Origin of the sequence: Parabacteroides leei, assembly GCF_023369805.1 — a bacterium.
Lineage (GTDB): Bacteria > Bacteroidota > Bacteroidia > Bacteroidales > Tannerellaceae > Parabacteroides > Parabacteroides leei.
Genome location: NZ_JAMBQG010000004.1, coordinates 188,082 through 205,057, shown reverse-complemented (window position 1 = coordinate 205,057; position 16,976 = coordinate 188,082). Strand labels below are relative to the sequence as shown.

Genomic DNA, 16,976 nt, shown 5'->3' with positions numbered 1-16,976 from the left:
GACAATTAGAATAGAAAAACTAAACTGTCAACTGTCACTTGTCAACTGCCTACTATTTTATCGAATAAGGAAATTAAACTTATCTATATTCTTCAACGCCACACCCGTTCCTATCGCAACCGCATGCAACGGGTCTTCAGCGATATGGAACGGAATGTTGATCTTATCTGTCAAACGTTTGTCGAGTCCGCGCATCAGAGCACCACCACCGGCCAGATAGATACCGTTACGTACGATATCGGCATACAGTTCAGGCGGCGTCTGTTCCAGTGCACTCAGGATAGCCGCTTCCATCTTCGAGATCGATTTCTCCAGACAGTGTGCGATTTCCTGATAAGAGACAGGAACTTCCATCGGAAGAGCTGTCATCTGGTTCGGACCGTGTACGATATAATCTTCAGGAGGATTATCCAGGAACGTTAATGCAGAACCGACATTGATCTTGATCAGTTCAGCCGTACGTTCACCGACCTTCACGTTGTGCTGGCGACGCATATATTCCATAATATCAGCCGTTAGGTCGTCACCGGCAATACGGATCGATTTATTGGATACGATACCTCCCAGCGAGATAACAGCGATCTCGGTTGTTCCACCGCCTATATCTACGATCATGTTACCTTCGGGAGCTTCGACATCGATACCGATACCGATCGCTGCAGCCATAGGTTCATAGATCATATATACATCACGGCCTCCGGCATGTTCGGCGGAGTCGCGTACGGCACGAATCTCAACCTCTGTACTACCGGAAGGGATACATACCACTACACGGAGTGAAGGAGAAAACCAGCGGTGTTTCGGATTGATCATTTTGATCAGGCCGCGTATCATCTGCTCCGCAGCAAAGAAGTCGGCAATCACACCGTCGCGAAGCGGACGGATCGTACGAATGTTCTCATGCGTCTTTCCGTGCATCTGGCGTGCCTTCTCGCCAACAGCCAATACTTTGTCAGTACGCCTGTCGAGGGCAACTACCGATGGCTGATCTACTACTACTTTACCACCACTGATGATGATGGTATTCGCAGTACCCAGGTCCATCGCTATTTCTTGTGTGAAAGAAAATAATCCCATTTTTTAATAAGGTGTTTTTTAATGTTTGAAATGACGGACTCCCGTCTTAACCATAGCCAAGCCATGCGCGTTGCAATACTCAACGGATAACTTGTCATTTACAGAACCACCCGGCTGAATAACAGCAGTAATACCTGCCTTATCAGCAATTTCAACACAGTCTGGGAATGGGAAAAATGCATCCGAAGCCATAACGGCACCTTTCAGATCGAACTCGAAAGAGTTTGCCTTTTCAATAGCCTGTTTCAAAGAGTCTACACGCGATGTCTGACCGATACCACTTGCGCAAAGCTGTTTATTCTTTACCAGCGTGATAGCGTTCGACTTACTGTGTTTCACCAGTTTATTGGCGAACAACAGGTCTTCCACTTCCTGAGAAGAGGGATGTTTGTCTGTCATCGGTTCCAGATCTGCGACAGTCTGGATACTGAGGTCTTTTTCCTGCATTAATGCACCATTCAACAGTGAACGGAACTGCATCGGACAAGTCTTTGTCTCCTTACGGATCAGGATGATGCGGTTTTTCTTCTGCATCAACACATCCAAAGCGTCTTTTGTATATTCCGGGGCGATGATCACTTCGAAGAAAATCTTGTTGATCTCTTCAGCTACTTCTTTATCAATTGTGCTGTTAGCAATCAGAATACCGCCGAATGCAGAAACCGGGTCACCGGCCAATGCATCTTTCCATGCTTCCAGCACGGTTGGACGGGATGCGATACCACAAGCGTTATTATGTTTGAGGATAGCGAATGTCAATTCGTTGAACTCGTCAATCAGGCTGACGGCAGCATCGATATCCAACAAGTTATTGTAAGAAATCTCTTTGCCGTGTATCTGGTCGAACATATCGCTGAACTTTCCATAGAACTTAGCGGCCTGGTGAGGATTTTCACCATAACGCAGGTTCATCGGCTGGTCTACGGCAGCACGAAAGTGTGAGCCTTCGCGTCCGTCAAAATAATTGAAAATAGCAGAATCATAGCCTGATGAAACGGCAAAAGCTTCTTTGGCGAACCATTTACGGTCTTCCAGGGAAGTTTCTGCCCCTTTTTCATTCAGCACTTGCATCAACGGCTGATACTGTGCTTTTGAAGCTACGATCACGACATCCTTAAAGTTCTTTGCAGCGGCACGTATCAAAGAGATACCGCCTATATCTATCTTTTCGATGATTGCCTGTTCTTCCGCACCAGAAGCTACTGTTTCTTCAAACGGATACAAGTCTACAATCACCAGATCAATTTCAGGAATTTCATATTCTGCAATCTGTGCTTTGTCGCCATCGTTGTCTCTACGGTTAAGGATACCACCGAAAACTTTCGGGTGAAGAGTCTTAACACGTCCTCCTAAAATTGAAGGATATCCGGTCAGGTCTTCCACCGCATCACAAGGAATGCCTAATGATTCGATAAATGTTTGTGTCCCCCCTGTTGAAACGAAGCTAACGCCCTCGCTATGAAGCTTTTTTAAGATTTCATCCAGTCCCTCTTTATGGAATACAGAGACTAATGCACGCTTAATACGTTTTGTTGCAGCCATCTTTGTTGAGTTTATTTTAATGTTTTAGAGCACAAAAGTAGACAATTATTTTCAATATGTACATTAATGTAACTATTTTATTCCCGGGCGAATTCTTTAATAAAACTTAGAATCTGTTGAAAACTGTGGGAACAGTAAAAAAACATCTTCAATCATTCTTTTTTTAGCTTTACCAGCATGATTACCGGATTATCCTCTTCGTTTAAATCGGTTACGACTTCTTTCAGTTTTCCTTTCAGCTTTCCTTTTTCGTTGGCTTCCAACAATTCCGCCGCTTCCAATTGTACTGAAAAAGCAATCTCCTCGTTTAATGAACAAGCTGACATGTCTTCTTTTCTCTGATCGAAATCAGCATTATAAACGACACTGTTATAAATCTTTTTTTCCTGCTTGTCGTATACCAAATCGACTTTAGGCATTTCTGTATCCTTTTCGAAGTCACATTCTTTTTTCACCGTCTGCATAAAGTAGTAACGTTCCGTCAGTACTCCCGGGAAAAGAAATATTTCCGGTTCCATCACCTGTACGGAAGGAGTTCTGACGATAAAAGGGCGAAGATCTCCACCCGGGCGTTCAGCGTAAATAGTATCGGAAGAAGGCTCACTCAAAATCCAGTCGCCCTGATAAGAGGAAATAAAGCTATTACCGGGAACACTTGCATAAACCCTATCCGCCACACGTTTCACTATTACCGGCGATATTCTTTTTCCGTATGGAAGTTCGATATCCGTCCAGCCTCCATCTTCTTTAGACAATAGGAAGAATGTACTCGTGGAAGATTCGTTCTCCGGAGCATAAACATTTTGAGAAAGAAAATGATGATCGTCATAATCGTAGAGATTCGTAACAAGTGCTCCTTTTTTATAAAAGATCGTTTTTTTATAATTACCCTCCAAGTCGTAAACCTGAATCTTACTCGAAGGGCCGTCATTCACAAATAGTTCGTTCTCTTCCTTATTTAAATGAACATTAAAAGGCAGTATATATTCCTCCGGCCCCTGCCCTCTGCGATTAATCTTCTTCAATCCCTGACCGGTAGACCGGTCGAAAATTAAAATTTCTCCCTGACGCACATTTGTCAATATCAGGATATTTTTCCCAACATCAGCTACCTTACCTTTAATTATAAACTCATCCGTCGTCTTCAACGGAATATACTCCACATTCATGAAATCTTGAAGTATCAAATCCTTCTTTGGATAGTTTGCAGTGACATCCACTGTGATAAAACTGTCGGTGGTAAACTTACCGCCTCCACATCCCATTAATGTTAATAGGACTACAAAAACAAATGTTTTATTCAAGAAATAGTTTTTCATCGTAATAAATTTGAATGATTTTACACAAAAGTAAGAGCCACCCTAAAACCCGCCAAAGCTTTCATGTCACAAATATGTCACATTTCACAAGAAGCTAATAAACAGCAGATTGAAGACAAAACCAGTTATTAAAAAGCTCTTATAAATTCATCAAAGTCCTGTGCCGCTCCCTTCTGGTGAGTCAGTTTTTCATATAAACGTTTACGCTTATTAGATATCGCCTGGCTATTTACCGATAATAATGATGCTATACGTCCTACCGGAATATCCAGCCTGGTCAAACAACATACAACCAAATCCAACTCAGAGATTCGGGGATACAACATTCTTATCTTGCTGGTAAAATCTCTGTACAACACATGATCTATAGCCTTAACCACTTCGGGCCATTGTGCCTCATCTAACTTTTTCCACTTTGTACATAATCCCAGGTATAAGTCTGAAATAAAAAACGTATCCTCCGCCAACTCGCTTTCAGACTGCAAAGTGTTTTCTTCTATCTTTTTTTGTTCTGCAGTTATTTGTTGTTCCAATTTGGCAATAGTCATATTTCGCTCTTTCAGATACCCCTGGCTTTCTTTATATTTCTGTTCCTGAAGACGCAATGACTGGTCCAACTGTTCTTCTTTTTTCCTCTTTTTCTTAAACAAATAAAAAGCAATACATACCGCTACCAATAATAATGAAGAACCTCCTCCCAAAAACCTGTATAGATAATTCGTTTTACGGTCCGACTCCTGCCTGTAATACTCTTTATCTTTTTCTACCAATCGATAATCATACAAACTTTGCAACCGGGCCAATGCCTCCATATATGTTTGTTTATCAATCGAATCTCTCAATATCTCATATTGTTTCTGGAAATCGGCATAGGCCTGCCAATTTTTCCTGGATTTCTCGAAGCGTGACAAATTACGATATGCACCGCACATAGTATAAAGATCAGAGCTCTTCCTGGCAAAAGAAAAATAATGATAAGCAGAATCCATCTCCCCTGTTTTTAAATACAAATCTCCTAAAGTTAAACTAACCAGACAGGAATCATCCATAGTCTCTATTTTTGAATATGCTTGCCAGGCGGAAGACAAGCCTCTTTCATACTCTCCCACCCGACTATACGCATCCGCTAATTCATTCGACATATAAAGCTTATGCGAATCGGTAGTATGAGCCAGGGCTATCGAATAATAGATAATTGCACTATCCAACTTATTATCGCACACATAAATACGAGCGATATTCCGGAGAGTCACAGACAAACTAACTGTATCTGTATCCTGGAAAAAATAGTCAACGGCTTTTTTCTGATAAGTCAAAGCGGGTTGATAAAGCTTTTGAAGGGTATATAAAGAGCCTAAATTAGCACACAATTGTCCCTGCAAAGAGGGAGTATTCAAATTCTTTCCTACGTCATAAGCCTTCAGATAATATTCCTGGGCTTGAGGTGCATCGTTTAAATCCTGGTAAACCCTGCCACAATAATAATATGCCTGCATTTTTCGCTCTTCCAAGTCGGTCTTTTCATAATATCTGACAGCTATTCGTATCAAAGAATCGGATACATGTTTTATCCGGTTCTTATCCCGTGCCTGCGTATGCAACAAACACCAAAGAGCCTGTTCCTTACGAGACAATTCTTCCGGATGTTTTATACTGTCTAAAAGACATAAGGCACTATCCGGCTTTGCGGCCATACAGCTTTCGGCCCCTGTTAACAGGGAAGCTACCTCATTTTTTCCATTACAGGCTATCAACAAAAGAAAAAGACTTAACGGTAGTTTGAGCATATCAACTATGGATAATTAATAATGCTAAAGTAAAACTTTATTTCCATTAGACCACATCCACAAAAGCAATATTTATAAAAAAGGATTGTCCGGTATGCCTATATCATAACTTCAGATATGATATTTTGATGGGACAACTACGATTAAAGCGATTCCGGTTGGTACAAAACGCCCGTTTTAGTATCTTTGCACACTCATTTGAAATTTAATAGATATTCAATATATGATAACGGTAAATAATCTGGACGTACAGTTCGGTAAACGTATCCTCTTTCAGGATGTAAATATGAAGTTTACGCCGGGCAACTGCTACGGTATTATTGGTGCCAATGGTGCCGGAAAATCAACTTTCCTCCGTGTGATCAGCAAACAGCTCGATCCGACACGCGGTACAGTTACTTTAGGTCCGGGAGAACGTCTCTCGGTATTAAGCCAGGACCACTTTGCTTTCGACGAACATACAGTTATGGATACGGTCCTGATGGGACACACCACGCTATGGGAAGTGATGAGCGAAAAGAATGCTCTTTACGAAAAGCCGGATTTCAGTGATGCCGACGGTATCCGTGTTTCGGAACTGGAAGAGAAGTTTGCAGAAATGGAAGGATGGAATGCCGAGAGTGATGCGGCCAATCTTTTAAGCGGCCTGGGGATTGCCGAAGAGTATCATTACAGCATGATGAAAGACCTGAGCGGTAAGCAAAAGGTACGTATATTACTGGCACGTGCACTTTTCGGACAACCGGACAACCTGCTTTTGGATGAGCCGACCAATGACCTCGACCTGGAAACAGTTGGCTGGTTGGAAAACTATCTGTCTAACTCGGAACATACGATTCTGGTTGTGAGCCACGACCGTCACTTCCTCGACTCTGTTTGTACACATACCGTAGACATCGACTTCAACAAGTTGCAGATGTTTGCAGGTAACTATAGCTTCTGGTACGAATCAAGCCAGCTGGCACTACGTCAGCAGCAGAACCAGAATAAGAAAGCAGAAGAAAAGAAAAAGGAACTGGAAGAGTTTATTCGCCGTTTCAGTGCCAACGTAGCGAAATCCAAACAGACTACCAGCCGTAAGAAGATGATCGAAAAGCTGAATATCGAAGAGATCAAGCCTTCTTCACGCCGTTATCCGGGTATTATCTTCACACCGAACCGCGAACCGGGTAACCAGATACTCGAAGTGAAAGGACTGACTAAAAGCATTGAAGGCAAGACCTTGTTCAAGGATTTAAACTTCAATGTAGAAAAAGATGATAAGATTGTCTTTATCAGCCGCGATCCTCGTGCCATGACGGCTCTTTTCCAGATCATCAACGGGGAAGAAAAGCCGGATGCCGGTACTTTCCAATGGGGACAAACGATCACTACCACTTATCTGCCGCTGGATAATGCCAAATATTTCGACTCCGATTATAACCTGATCGACTGGTTGAGCCAGTTTGCAGGCGATACCAACGAAGTATTCCTGAAAGGGTTCCTTGGCCGTATGTTGTTCTCGGGTGAAGAACTATTGAAAAAGGTGAGTGTATTATCCGGAGGTGAAAAAATGCGTTGTATGATTTCCCGTATGATGTTGACGGACGCAAACTGCCTGATCCTGGATACACCGACCAATCACCTGGACCTGGAATCAATCCAGGCTTTCAATAATACATTGCAGTCATTCAGAGGCAATGTGTTGTTCTCCAGTCATGACCACGAGTTTATCCAGACTGTGGCAAACCGTATTATTGAACTGACTCCTAACGGCATCATCGACAAGATGATGGATTACGATGATTACATCACCGATCCGATGGTAGCCGAACTACGCGAAAAGTTATATAAATAATCAGATGAAGGGCGGCTGTTTCAGTCGCCCTTCGTTTCTTAATAGACCACATATCCGACATTATGAGTAAACGATTGATCTTCCTTTTGGCAGTGTTCGCCCTCTGGCTTCCGGTTTTTGCTATCCAGAAACCGTTGTTCATGTTATACCATGCTTTAGAGAACAGCAGTTCTCTAACTGATTACCTACAGGTAATCCTACACGGAGTATTACTGGATTGTACGATCAGCGGATATTTGACTGTCATACCTCTTCTTTGTGTACTGGTGTCGATCTGGCTGCCGGGCACTGTCTATAAAAAAATATTGAAAGGTTACTTCCTTATTATTGCCATCCTTGTTGCAGCAATCTATGCCGTCGATGTCGCATTATACGGTTATTGGGGATTTCGACTGGATGCGACCTTGTTCTTTTACCTGCAATCACCCAAAGATGCGATGGCCAGCGTGCCGCTAAAGACTTTCGCCCTGCAACTGGTGATGTTCGCAGCCTACGCATGGGTCATCTACTGGCTATTCAAACGGTTGATCATACCATTGTTTCCCTCGACCCCGGTTCGCAGGCGATTAGGCGGAACAATCGGTATCCTGCTGGTAGGCGGTATCCTGTTCATCCCTATCCGGGGAGGTATAACTACTTCTACGGCAAATGTCGGCATGGTCTATTTCAGCAAAAACCAATTCCTGAACCATGCTGCCATCAACCCTACATTCAGCCTGATCGCATCGATGAGTAAACAACAGGACTTTGCCGCACAGTTCAATTTCTTTCCCGAAGAAGAAAGACAGGAACGTTACGCTACACTTACCCAATATAACGATAGCCTGACAAACAATGCTGAAAAGATCAAACTACTGACTACCGACCGTCCCAATATCCTGATCATTCTTTTGGAAAGCTTCACGGCCAATGCTATTGAAGCTGTCGGTGGAGAAGCAGGCATCACTCCCAATCTGAACAAGCTAAGTAAAGAAGGGATTACATTCACTAATATGTATGCCAACTCTTTCCGTACCGATCGCGGACTAGTGGCTGTACTGAACGGATACCTGGCACAACCTACAACTTCCATCATGAAATATCCGGCTAAAAGCCAGACACTCCCATCCATTGCCAAAAGCCTTGGTGAACAGGGATACACAGCCGATATGCTTTATGGCGGAGATATCAACTTCACCAATATGCAGAGCTATTTCTTCGGTTCCGGATACAGCAAGATCACGGCCGACCGCGACTTTCCGCTAAGCAGCCGCCTAAGCAAATGGGGAGCTAACGATGATATTACTTTTTCTCATCTGTACGAATCGATCAGGGAGAGGGACGAAAAGACTCCGTGGCTCAGTACTTTCCTGACGTTAAGCAGCCATGAACCATTTGAAGTACCTTTCCACCACCTGGAAGATCCTTACCTCAACTCTGTTGCTTTCACGGACAGTTGTATCGGTAGCTTTGTCGACAAACTGAAAGAACTGCCTGTTTGGAAGAATACGTTGATCGTATTGATATCCGACCACGGCTATCGTTACCCTTCCCCCATGCTTGATTATGAACCTCGCCGTTTCCATATCCCGATGATATGGCTGGGCGGAGCGGTCAAAGAACCGGCAATCATCGACATATATGCTAATCAAACAGACCTGGCCGCTACACTATTAAGCCAGTTGAACCTGCCGCACGATCAGTTTACATTCAGCCGTGACATACTTGATGCGGGTTATCCGAAGTATTCCTTCTATACATTCTCAAACGGTTTTGGATTTATAGACAGTACTGGCGTCTCAGTCTACGACAATGAAAGCAACAGGCCATTGCAGGAAGAACCTTCAACAGACAGCCAAACCCGCCTGGATAAAGGAAAAGTGCTTCTACAAACCCTATATGACGATTTAGGCAAGCGCTAATTCTGTTGATGCGAATGGGGGGGAAGGCAAAAGCATCCTATTACAAACAGCTACATAAAATAAAAATGGCCGATCCGGAAAGATCAGCCATTTTTATTTTTGTATGCAAAATCTCTTTAAATACTTTATTTAGCATAACTTACAGCACGAGTTTCACGAATAACCGTGATCTTTACCTGTCCCGGATAAGTCATTTCATCCTGTATCTTCTTTGCTATTTCATTTGACAGGCTTTCTGTATCCTTGTCGTCAATCTTGTCAGCTCCTACAATTACGCGGAGTTCGCGACCAGCTTGGATAGCATAGGTCTTAACAACACCCGGATAAGAAAGAGCCAACTGTTCAAGATCATTCAAACGCTTGATATAAGCTTCTACAATCTCACGGCGAGCACCCGGACGAGCACCGGAGATAGCATCACAAACCTGAACGATCGGAGCCAGCAGTGTTTGCATTTCAACCTCATCATGGTGAGCACCGACTGCATTGCAGATGTCCGGTTTTTCTTTGTATTTTTCACAAAGTTTCATACCCAGAATAGCGTGCGGCAATTCCGGTTCGTCATCAGGCACTTTACCGATATCGTGTAACAAACCTGCGCGTTTTGCTTTTTTCGGGTTCAGTCCAAGCTCAGAAGCCATCACTGCACAAAGATTAGCCGTTTCACGGGCATGCTGCAACAAGTTCTGACCATAAGAAGAACGGTATTTCATTTTACCGATCATACGGATCAATTCAGGATGCAGACCATGTACACCCAAGTCGATCACGGTACGCTTACCGGTTTCAACCACTTCGTCTTCCACCTGTTTCTTAACTTTGGTAACCACTTCTTCGATACGGGCCGGATGGATACGTCCGTCCTGAACCAACTGGTGCAATGCCAAACGAGCTATTTCACGACGAACAGGGTCAAATCCGGAAAGAACGATTGCTTCAGGAGTATCGTCCACAACAATCTCAATACCTGTTGCAGCTTCCAAAGCACGGATATTACGACCTTCACGACCAATAATACGTCCCTTGATCTCATCCGAATCAATATGGAATACAGTAATAGAGTTTTCAATAGCTGTTTCAGTAGCCACACGCTGGATAGACTGGATAACGATCTTTTTCGCTTCCTTATTAGCAGTCATCTTGGCTTCTTCCATTATTTCATTGATAAAAGAAGTTGCCTCCGATTTAGCTTCATCTTTCAACGACTCGATCAGTCGTTCTTTTGCTTCGTCTGCAGAAAGTCCGGAAAGGGCTTCCAGTTGTTCGATTTCCCGCTGATGAAGTTTTTCCAGATCCAGTTTCTTCTTATCTACCAGTTCCAACTGGGCTGCCAGGTTTTCTTTTACAGCGTCTACCTCACAGTTTTTACGCTGCAAATCTTCCTGACGCTGGTTAAGTGTTAATTCACGTTGTTTCAGCTTTCCTTCAACCGACTGGATCTTGGCATTCCTAGCCGACACTTGTTTTTCCAGATCCGCTTTCAGGTGCAGAAACTTTTCCTTTACTTCCAACAACTTATTTTTCTTGATCACTTCCGCTTCCTTCTCAGCTTCTCTCAATACGGAATCGTATCTCGACTTCAGAAGAAAACGCATGCTCAACCATGTCAACAACCCTCCTATCAGGAGAGCTACAATTGATGATATGATTATATACACTGTCATTTTACTTATAGTTTAAATTCATTTATATATAAAAACAAAAAAAGCACTACAATACACGATAAACCGTGCAGAGCAGTGCGGAAACTCTTCTTACAATTATAATAGAATTACTTATCCTTCAAATACTGTTCCAACTCACCCGTGAGTTCCTGTATCTTATCTGTAATAGGACTTGTATCGTTTTTATCTTCCAATTGCAAATTATTCATAGACAACTGAAAAGCTACCATGGCTAACAAATCTTTTACATCCACATCGGATTGAGCAAAATTTTGCCGATACTGGTTGATCTTATTACGAATCTGCTTGGCGGCATCCCGCGCAAGTTTCTCATCCTTTCGATCGATCCAAAGGCCGTAACTCTTTTCGGCTATTTCTAAATGTATAAGAAATTTATCGTCCATCGCTTCTATTCATTTAATAATGCAATGCACTTGTCTACTTCCCGCACTAACTTCGATAATCGCATCCGCGCACTTTTCATTTCTCCTTCGTTTACAGAAACTACTCTTGCCGTCAGCAACTTATCGCACTTGGTATTCAACTCTTCAATCGTATTCTTTGCCAGCTTCAACTCCGCTTCTTTTTGAAACAAAGTAGTCGTGAGCTCGTCAATCTTATGGTTTTGCTTATTACATAATTCCATCAAATCACGAACTCTTACCTCAAATACTGCCAACAATCTCTTTTGATCTTCGGTCATTTCACACCAAATTCTACACAAAAGTAAAATTTAGAATTGAATAAAGCAACAGTCAGTCCGTTTTTTTGAACCGAAAACGTCAGGACACACAAAAGGCCGTCCAAATATCATCCGAACAGCCCTCCTTTACCTAGTATCGGTTACGTGATTAGATCAGCGCAACAAATAATTCACCTTCAATCTCTTCGAAAGCAAGTTTGCCTTCTTTAGCTAACCAACCAAACGCAGCATACATGTCTTTTTCTGCTTTGATCTTAGTTGCTTTCTTTACTGCCTTAACACTCATTTTTCCGCCTTCGTTCAATACTGTCCAAACGAGGCCGGCGTTTGTTCCAATCAATTCGATCATTTTCTTTTCGTTTTGTTAATTCGTTAACGGGAGCAAATTTATAGATTAATCGGTTACTACAAAAGGAAATAGATGTTTTTTAGCATAAAACCGGCCACTTTTGAGGTTTGTAAACATAATTAACACGTTTATAACAATAATTTAACTCTACTTTCAGGCGCAATTAACTCTATTTCCAAATTAGTTGTTGATACATATCGGGTTAAAAGAGATACCCCATAAGCAACAGCCTCCTGCAAGCCCTCCTTTCCCGAGTAGCCGTTTATAATCATTAACAGCTTTCTTGTATCCATGTCGATCTTGGTTCGTTCTTCGTCGCTGGTCGGCGTTCCAACGCCTCCCCGATTATCGCGGTAGACAGGAAGCCCGGCAATATTCAGTTCGCCACGACCTATCCCGTGGTAAATCTCTCCTTCTTTGCCTACGCCTAACACCAGGTCGCCGTCTATCTTTGCCGCATCAAATCCTCCGATAGAATAACCGCTTTGGATAGACAACAGATTGATTATATCGACTAATGTATCGATCTTATATAAAGGCAGGTTCCGGAATATACGCCTACGAAGTGCCTCTGCGGAAGGGCGGTAACGGTTCGGATCTTTCCCCAGACGCTTATAAGCTTGCCGGGTAGCTTGTATGGGAGGGAATTTATTTATATCCTCCAGCTTTCCGGACATACGTATCTTATTTTCCACTTCAGCTATCTCCTTCCATAACTGTTCGTCAGATATTGTATTTTTTACGTCGCAAGCCACAACTGCCACATGCAGATCCGGACAGGCTTTTATTATTTCTTCCGAGATGGAAACATGTATCATAATACTGTTAGTCTTTAATCATTATTCCGGACAGGATACGTCCGCTTTTGATACCCAACCGGCGGGCAGAGAAAAAGTCATTGTGGTACCGGAATGTGCAGATTCCGGATATTTCTATATGTTCCGGTCGTAAACCGGATTGAAGCAACTGAATCCGGTTTGCTTCCCAAAGATCGATATGTGCCTTGCCTGTCTGAATATTCCGTTCCACAATACGGTTCATATCGACTCCGGTTGCCTGGAACGCTTCCACCACCTCGTCTCCTACCTCAAAAGAATCCTTACAGATCGACGGGGCAATACCGGCCAACATACATGAAGGTTCACAACCGTAATGAGCAACCATATATCCGATTGTCTTAGCCACGACCTGCTTTACAGTACCACGCCATCCGGCATGAATAGCAGCTACCACATTCTTATCAGGAGCATACACCAGAACAGGGACACAATCGGCCGTTGAAACAGCGATACATATTCCGGGCATATCAGTGACCAGAGCATCTTTCCCGTTCATTTCTTCTTTCTGCCGAGCGGTAGTCAACGAAAGAAAATCGGCATTAATACAACCGATCTCCGCTTCATGTACCTGGAAAGGGACAAAAATCCTTTCGGGAGAAATTCCGATTGCATCCGAGAGAAGTTGTCGGTTCATCCGGACGAACACAGGATCGTCGCCACTATACTCCCCCGGATTCATAGAGGCATAGTTATCCTCGCTCACTCCGCCGTGACGGGTCGTTATAAAATGAGAAATGTTGCATTCTCCGCTTAATCCGGAGAATTGCAACATTTCAACTTTATTACTTTTCAGTTTCTTCATCGTCGTCATCCCATTCATACTCTTCATATTCTTCATCCGGATCATCCTCTTCAACAGGAAATACGTAATCATCGTCGTCATCGTCAAACGGTATCGAACTTACATCGATATCTTTATGAACGATACGTTCGACTTCATGGAAGGTTTCCTTGTTCAGTTCCTTCCAGAGTAAGTCTTTCAGTTCGGTAATGCCCTGTTGGGTGATCGAAGAGATAAACACATGCGGAACACCTTCCGGTAATTCCTGTTCCAGTGCTTCCATCAACTCGTTGTCCAGCATATCACTTTTAGTAATAGCTAATACACGACTTTTAGTCAGCAATTCCGGATTGTATTTAACCAGTTCGTTATGAAGGATCTCATACTCTTTCTTTATATCGTCAGAGTCTGCCGGGATCATAAAAAGAAGTAACGAGTTACGCTCGATATGACGAAGAAAGCGAAGTCCGAGTCCTTTGCCTTCACTGGCTCCTTCGATAATACCGGGAATATCGGCCATCACAAATGAGCGGTGGTCACGATAGCTAACGATACCCAGGTTCGGTTCGAGTGTCGTAAACGGATAGTTTGCGATCTTCGGTTTGGCTGCCGATACGACAGACAACAAAGTCGACTTTCCTGCATTCGGGAAACCTACCAGACCAACGTCGGCAAGCAGCTTCAATTGCAGGATCACTTTGCGTTCCTGAGCCGGTTCGCCCGGTTGAGCATAACGGGGAGCCTGATTGGTTGATGTTTTGAAATGCCAGTTACCCTGTCCGCCACGTCCGCCTTTCAGCAGCATGACTTCCTGACCGTCTTCTGTTACGTCGCAGATGTATTCACCTGTTTCAGCATCGTATACAACAGTTCCACAAGGCACTTCAATCACACGGTCTTCACCGTCTTTACCAAAACTACGTTTGGCACCGCCACCTTCACCGCTTGTCGCCATAATATGACGTTCGAACTTCAGGTGGAGGAGCGTCCAGTAATTCCGGTTACCGCGAAGATACACATGGCCTCCTCGCCCTCCGTCGCCTCCGTCGGGGCCTCCTTTCGGAATATATTTCTCACGACGAAAGTGAGAAGACCCTCTTCCGCCCTTCCCCGAGCGGCAATAGATCTTTACGTAATCTACAAAGTTTGATTCAGCCATTTTTTATTTCTTTCTTATTTTACTTTATTTACTGCTTCTTTAATACGTCCGAAGATTTCTTCGACTGTACCCATACCGTGAATAGCCACGTGCTTGCCTTCACCTACATAGTAGTCAGCCAAAGGAGCTGTCTGATTGTGGTATACATCCAGTCTGGATTTAATTGTCTCCAAGTTGTCGTCAGAACGTCCGGATACTTTACCGCGTTCCAACAGACGGTTGATCAGTTCTTCTTCTTCTACCTGCAGGTTCAACATCACAGATACATCAGTACCACGTTTGTTCAACATTTCTTTCAATGCTTTTGCCTGCGGAATAGTACGGGGGAAACCATCGAAAATAACACCCTTAGAACCAACTTTGCTGTCTAATACTTTCGCCAGCATATCGACGATCAGTTCATCCGGTACAAGTTGACCTTTTTCGATATAATCTTTTGCGATCTTACCAAGTTCGGTTTCACCTTTCATTTCAGCACGCAACACATCACCTGTTGAAATGTGATCCAAACCATATTCTTTAATAATCAACTCGCTCTGTGTTCCTTTTCCTGAACCCGGAGCTCCAAAAATAACAACGTTCAACATAATATTGTTTCTTATTTATATAAATGTATATCCTTTTAACCTATCACTTTATATATATCCCGGTAAGCACGTCCCATCTCGTCATAATCCAGGCCGTAACCTACGATAAAATCACTGGGAATCTGCAGGCCGACATAGTCGGGTTTCAAATCACATTTCAGGGAATCCGGTTTAAACAACATGGTTGCCAGCTTTACATCGGCAGCGCCGTCATTCCGTAACTTATCCATCACAAACTGCATGGTATAGCCGGTATCGATAATATCTTCCAGGAGGATCAGGGTACGTCCCCTCACATCGGCCTGCACCGGCATGATCTCGCGAACAACTCCGGTGGTATTGAGTCCCCGATAAGAAGAGTAACGGGCAAATGTAATTTCATAGTGCGTATCCATCTGCCTCATCAGTTCGGCGGTAAACATAAACGCTCCGTTCAATACGCCTACAAACAGAGGATTGCTATCCCCCACATCTGCTTTAATCTGTTCAGCCATCATCGCAATGGCCTCATTGATCTCCTTCTCCGGGATAAACAGTTCGAATTCTTTATCTTTTAATCGGATCTTATCCATATGCCGTTTATTTTTCGAGGGAGCAAAGGTACAACATTTTCAGCGAAGCACAAACATTGTTTTACGTTTTAGGTTTCACGCATTCATAACAGGGTTTTGCTCATTGATTATCGGTTCTTACCGTATGAACCCGGCTCTGGTTTTCGGATTCATACGGGCTTCAAAGCGGGTTCATTATTTATGGCTTTCCGTCAGGATATTTCCGTCCATCATACGGATCAGCCGTCCTGCCATCCGGGCATTTTCTTCCGAATGGGTTACCATAACGACGGTCGACCCTTCTTTGTTCAATTCGAGAAGAAGATTCATCACCTCACTGCCGTTTACAGAGTCCAGGTTTCCGGTCGGTTCGTCCGCAAGGATGACCTTGGGATTCGTAACGATGGCACGGGCAATAGCTACACGTTGCTGCTGACCGCCGGAGAGCTGCTGCGGATAATGTTCCGAGCGATGGGCTATCTGCATCCGGTCGAGTGCCGCGTTCACCCGCATTACCCGTTCTTTTGTCGAAACTCCGGCATACAACAAGGGTAACTCCACATTTTCAAACACGGTCAGTTCGTCTATCAGGTTGAAGCTTTGGAAGACAAATCCCAGGTTACCATTCCGCAGGTCGGTACGGTTGTTTTCCGTATAGCCGGAAACTTCCTCTCCCATAAACCATAATTCGCCGGAAGTAGGATTGTCTAATAAGCCCAACAGATTCAATAAGGTAGATTTACCACAACCGGAAGGTCCCATAATAGCCAGGAACTCCCCTTGGTTTATTTCCAGGTTGATGCCGTTAAGGGCCGTTGTCTCAACACTTTCCGTACGAAATACTTTCGTTAAATTTACTGCTTTTATCATGATCTTCTGA

The 16,976-nt window shown here is 43.5% G+C and carries 16 protein-coding genes; 2 read left to right on the top strand and 14 right to left on the bottom strand.

Translation table 11 applies throughout. From position 1 onward, the window contains the following. Positions 1 to 57: 57 nt before the first annotated feature. The 4 genes from M1P97_RS08410 to M1P97_RS08395 form a co-directional block, all read right to left on the bottom strand. On the bottom strand, positions 58 to 1,077 hold the full coding sequence (locus tag M1P97_RS08410) for a rod shape-determining protein (protein ID WP_195374211.1): 1,020 nt from the start codon (positions 1,075 to 1,077) through the stop codon (positions 58 to 60). An 18-nt stretch (positions 1,078 to 1,095) separates the two neighbouring features. Further along, positions 1,096 to 2,619, bottom strand: a complete 1,524-nt coding sequence (gene purH / locus M1P97_RS08405; RefSeq protein WP_249388808.1) for a bifunctional phosphoribosylaminoimidazolecarboxamide formyltransferase/IMP cyclohydrolase — start codon at positions 2,617 to 2,619, stop codon at positions 1,096 to 1,098. 152 nt (positions 2,620 to 2,771) lie between these two features. Further along, positions 2,772 to 3,938: a 6-bladed beta-propeller gene (locus tag M1P97_RS08400; RefSeq protein WP_195374209.1), complete on the bottom strand. Its 1,167-nt coding sequence runs from the start codon at positions 3,936 to 3,938 to the stop codon at positions 2,772 to 2,774. Positions 3,939 to 4,066: 128 nt separating this feature from the next. Then, the gene (locus M1P97_RS08395; RefSeq protein WP_249388807.1) at positions 4,067 to 5,725 is read right to left on the bottom strand and encodes a tetratricopeptide repeat protein; all 1,659 of its coding nucleotides are present in this window, start codon (positions 5,723 to 5,725) and stop codon (positions 4,067 to 4,069) included. 223 nt (positions 5,726 to 5,948) lie between these two features. Between M1P97_RS08395 and M1P97_RS08390 the strand changes: the two genes are divergently transcribed. Then, positions 5,949 to 7,562 carry an ABC-F family ATP-binding cassette domain-containing protein gene (locus tag M1P97_RS08390; RefSeq protein ID WP_195374207.1) on the top strand — a complete coding sequence of 538 codons (1,614 nt, stop codon included), beginning with the start codon at positions 5,949 to 5,951 and terminating at the stop codon, positions 7,560 to 7,562. Positions 7,563 to 7,624: 62 nt separating this feature from the next. After that, complete coding sequence (locus tag M1P97_RS08385) at positions 7,625 to 9,463, top strand: LTA synthase family protein (RefSeq protein WP_249388806.1); 1,839 nt, start codon at positions 7,625 to 7,627, stop codon at positions 9,461 to 9,463. A 125-nt stretch (positions 9,464 to 9,588) separates the two neighbouring features. Here M1P97_RS08385 and rny read toward each other — a convergent pair whose 3' ends face one another. From rny to M1P97_RS08335, 10 genes are all read right to left on the bottom strand, one after another. Then, positions 9,589 to 11,127, bottom strand: a complete 1,539-nt coding sequence (rny, locus tag M1P97_RS08380; protein WP_249388805.1) for a ribonuclease Y — start codon at positions 11,125 to 11,127, stop codon at positions 9,589 to 9,591. 107 nt (positions 11,128 to 11,234) lie between these two features. Further along, a complete protein-coding gene (locus M1P97_RS08375; RefSeq protein WP_075556488.1) occupies positions 11,235 to 11,531 on the bottom strand; it encodes a cell division protein ZapA in 297 nt (98 codons plus the stop codon). A gap of 5 nt (positions 11,532 to 11,536) precedes the next feature. Then, positions 11,537 to 11,830, bottom strand: a complete 294-nt coding sequence (locus M1P97_RS08370) for a hypothetical protein (protein ID WP_075556487.1) — start codon at positions 11,828 to 11,830, stop codon at positions 11,537 to 11,539. Positions 11,831 to 11,978: 148 nt separating this feature from the next. After that, complete coding sequence (locus tag M1P97_RS08365; RefSeq protein WP_028726278.1) at positions 11,979 to 12,179, bottom strand: winged helix-turn-helix domain-containing protein; 201 nt, start codon at positions 12,177 to 12,179, stop codon at positions 11,979 to 11,981. A gap of 128 nt (positions 12,180 to 12,307) precedes the next feature. Then, entirely contained in the window at positions 12,308 to 12,997 is a 690-nt protein-coding gene (locus tag M1P97_RS08360) for a B3/B4 domain-containing protein (protein WP_249388804.1), read from the bottom strand. A gap of 7 nt (positions 12,998 to 13,004) precedes the next feature. Then, on the bottom strand, positions 13,005 to 13,856 hold the full coding sequence (pgeF, locus tag M1P97_RS08355; RefSeq protein ID WP_249388803.1) for a peptidoglycan editing factor PgeF: 852 nt from the start codon (positions 13,854 to 13,856) through the stop codon (positions 13,005 to 13,007). Then, a complete protein-coding gene (gene obgE / locus M1P97_RS08350; protein WP_195374202.1) occupies positions 13,801 to 14,958 on the bottom strand; it encodes a GTPase ObgE in 1,158 nt (385 codons plus the stop codon). The genes pgeF and obgE overlap by 56 nt, the downstream gene beginning before the upstream one ends. 14 nt (positions 14,959 to 14,972) lie before the next feature. Then, the gene (locus tag M1P97_RS08345) at positions 14,973 to 15,545 is read right to left on the bottom strand and encodes an adenylate kinase (RefSeq protein ID WP_195374201.1); all 573 of its coding nucleotides are present in this window, start codon (positions 15,543 to 15,545) and stop codon (positions 14,973 to 14,975) included. A gap of 35 nt (positions 15,546 to 15,580) precedes the next feature. Beyond that, on the bottom strand, positions 15,581 to 16,117 hold the full coding sequence (locus M1P97_RS08340; protein WP_249388802.1) for a phosphoribosyltransferase: 537 nt from the start codon (positions 16,115 to 16,117) through the stop codon (positions 15,581 to 15,583). 174 nt (positions 16,118 to 16,291) lie between these two features. After that, the gene (locus M1P97_RS08335; RefSeq protein ID WP_249388801.1) at positions 16,292 to 16,966 is read right to left on the bottom strand and encodes an ABC transporter ATP-binding protein; all 675 of its coding nucleotides are present in this window, start codon (positions 16,964 to 16,966) and stop codon (positions 16,292 to 16,294) included. Positions 16,967 to 16,976 lie beyond the last annotated feature (10 nt).

Bases quoted from the DNA above. Each gene is read 5' to 3' on its own strand.
- M1P97_RS08410 (WP_195374211.1), bottom strand. From the start codon at position 1,077: ATGGGATTATTTTCTTTCACACAAGAAATAGCGATGGACCTGGGTACT.
- purH (WP_249388808.1), bottom strand. From the start codon at position 2,619: ATGGCTGCAACAAAACGTATTAAGCGTGCATTAGTCTCTGTATTCCAT.
- M1P97_RS08400 (WP_195374209.1), bottom strand. From the start codon at position 3,938: ATGAAAAACTATTTCTTGAATAAAACATTTGTTTTTGTAGTCCTATTA.
- M1P97_RS08395 (WP_249388807.1), bottom strand. From the start codon at position 5,725: ATGCTCAAACTACCGTTAAGTCTTTTTCTTTTGTTGATAGCCTGTAAT.
- M1P97_RS08390 (WP_195374207.1), top strand. From the start codon at position 5,949: ATGATAACGGTAAATAATCTGGACGTACAGTTCGGTAAACGTATCCTC.
- M1P97_RS08385 (WP_249388806.1), top strand. From the start codon at position 7,625: ATGAGTAAACGATTGATCTTCCTTTTGGCAGTGTTCGCCCTCTGGCTT.
- rny (WP_249388805.1), bottom strand. From the start codon at position 11,127: ATGACAGTGTATATAATCATATCATCAATTGTAGCTCTCCTGATAGGA.
- M1P97_RS08375 (WP_075556488.1), bottom strand. From the start codon at position 11,531: ATGGACGATAAATTTCTTATACATTTAGAAATAGCCGAAAAGAGTTAC.
- M1P97_RS08370 (WP_075556487.1), bottom strand. From the start codon at position 11,830: ATGACCGAAGATCAAAAGAGATTGTTGGCAGTATTTGAGGTAAGAGTT.
- M1P97_RS08365 (WP_028726278.1), bottom strand. From the start codon at position 12,179: ATGATCGAATTGATTGGAACAAACGCCGGCCTCGTTTGGACAGTATTG.
- M1P97_RS08360 (WP_249388804.1), bottom strand. From the start codon at position 12,997: ATGATACATGTTTCCATCTCGGAAGAAATAATAAAAGCCTGTCCGGAT.
- pgeF (WP_249388803.1), bottom strand. From the start codon at position 13,856: ATGAAGAATATGAAGAGTATGAATGGGATGACGACGATGAAGAAACTG.
- obgE (WP_195374202.1), bottom strand. From the start codon at position 14,958: ATGGCTGAATCAAACTTTGTAGATTACGTAAAGATCTATTGCCGCTCG.
- M1P97_RS08345 (WP_195374201.1), bottom strand. From the start codon at position 15,545: ATGTTGAACGTTGTTATTTTTGGAGCTCCGGGTTCAGGAAAAGGAACA.
- M1P97_RS08340 (WP_249388802.1), bottom strand. From the start codon at position 16,117: ATGGATAAGATCCGATTAAAAGATAAAGAATTCGAACTGTTTATCCCG.
- M1P97_RS08335 (WP_249388801.1), bottom strand. From the start codon at position 16,966: ATGATAAAAGCAGTAAATTTAACGAAAGTATTTCGTACGGAAAGTGTT.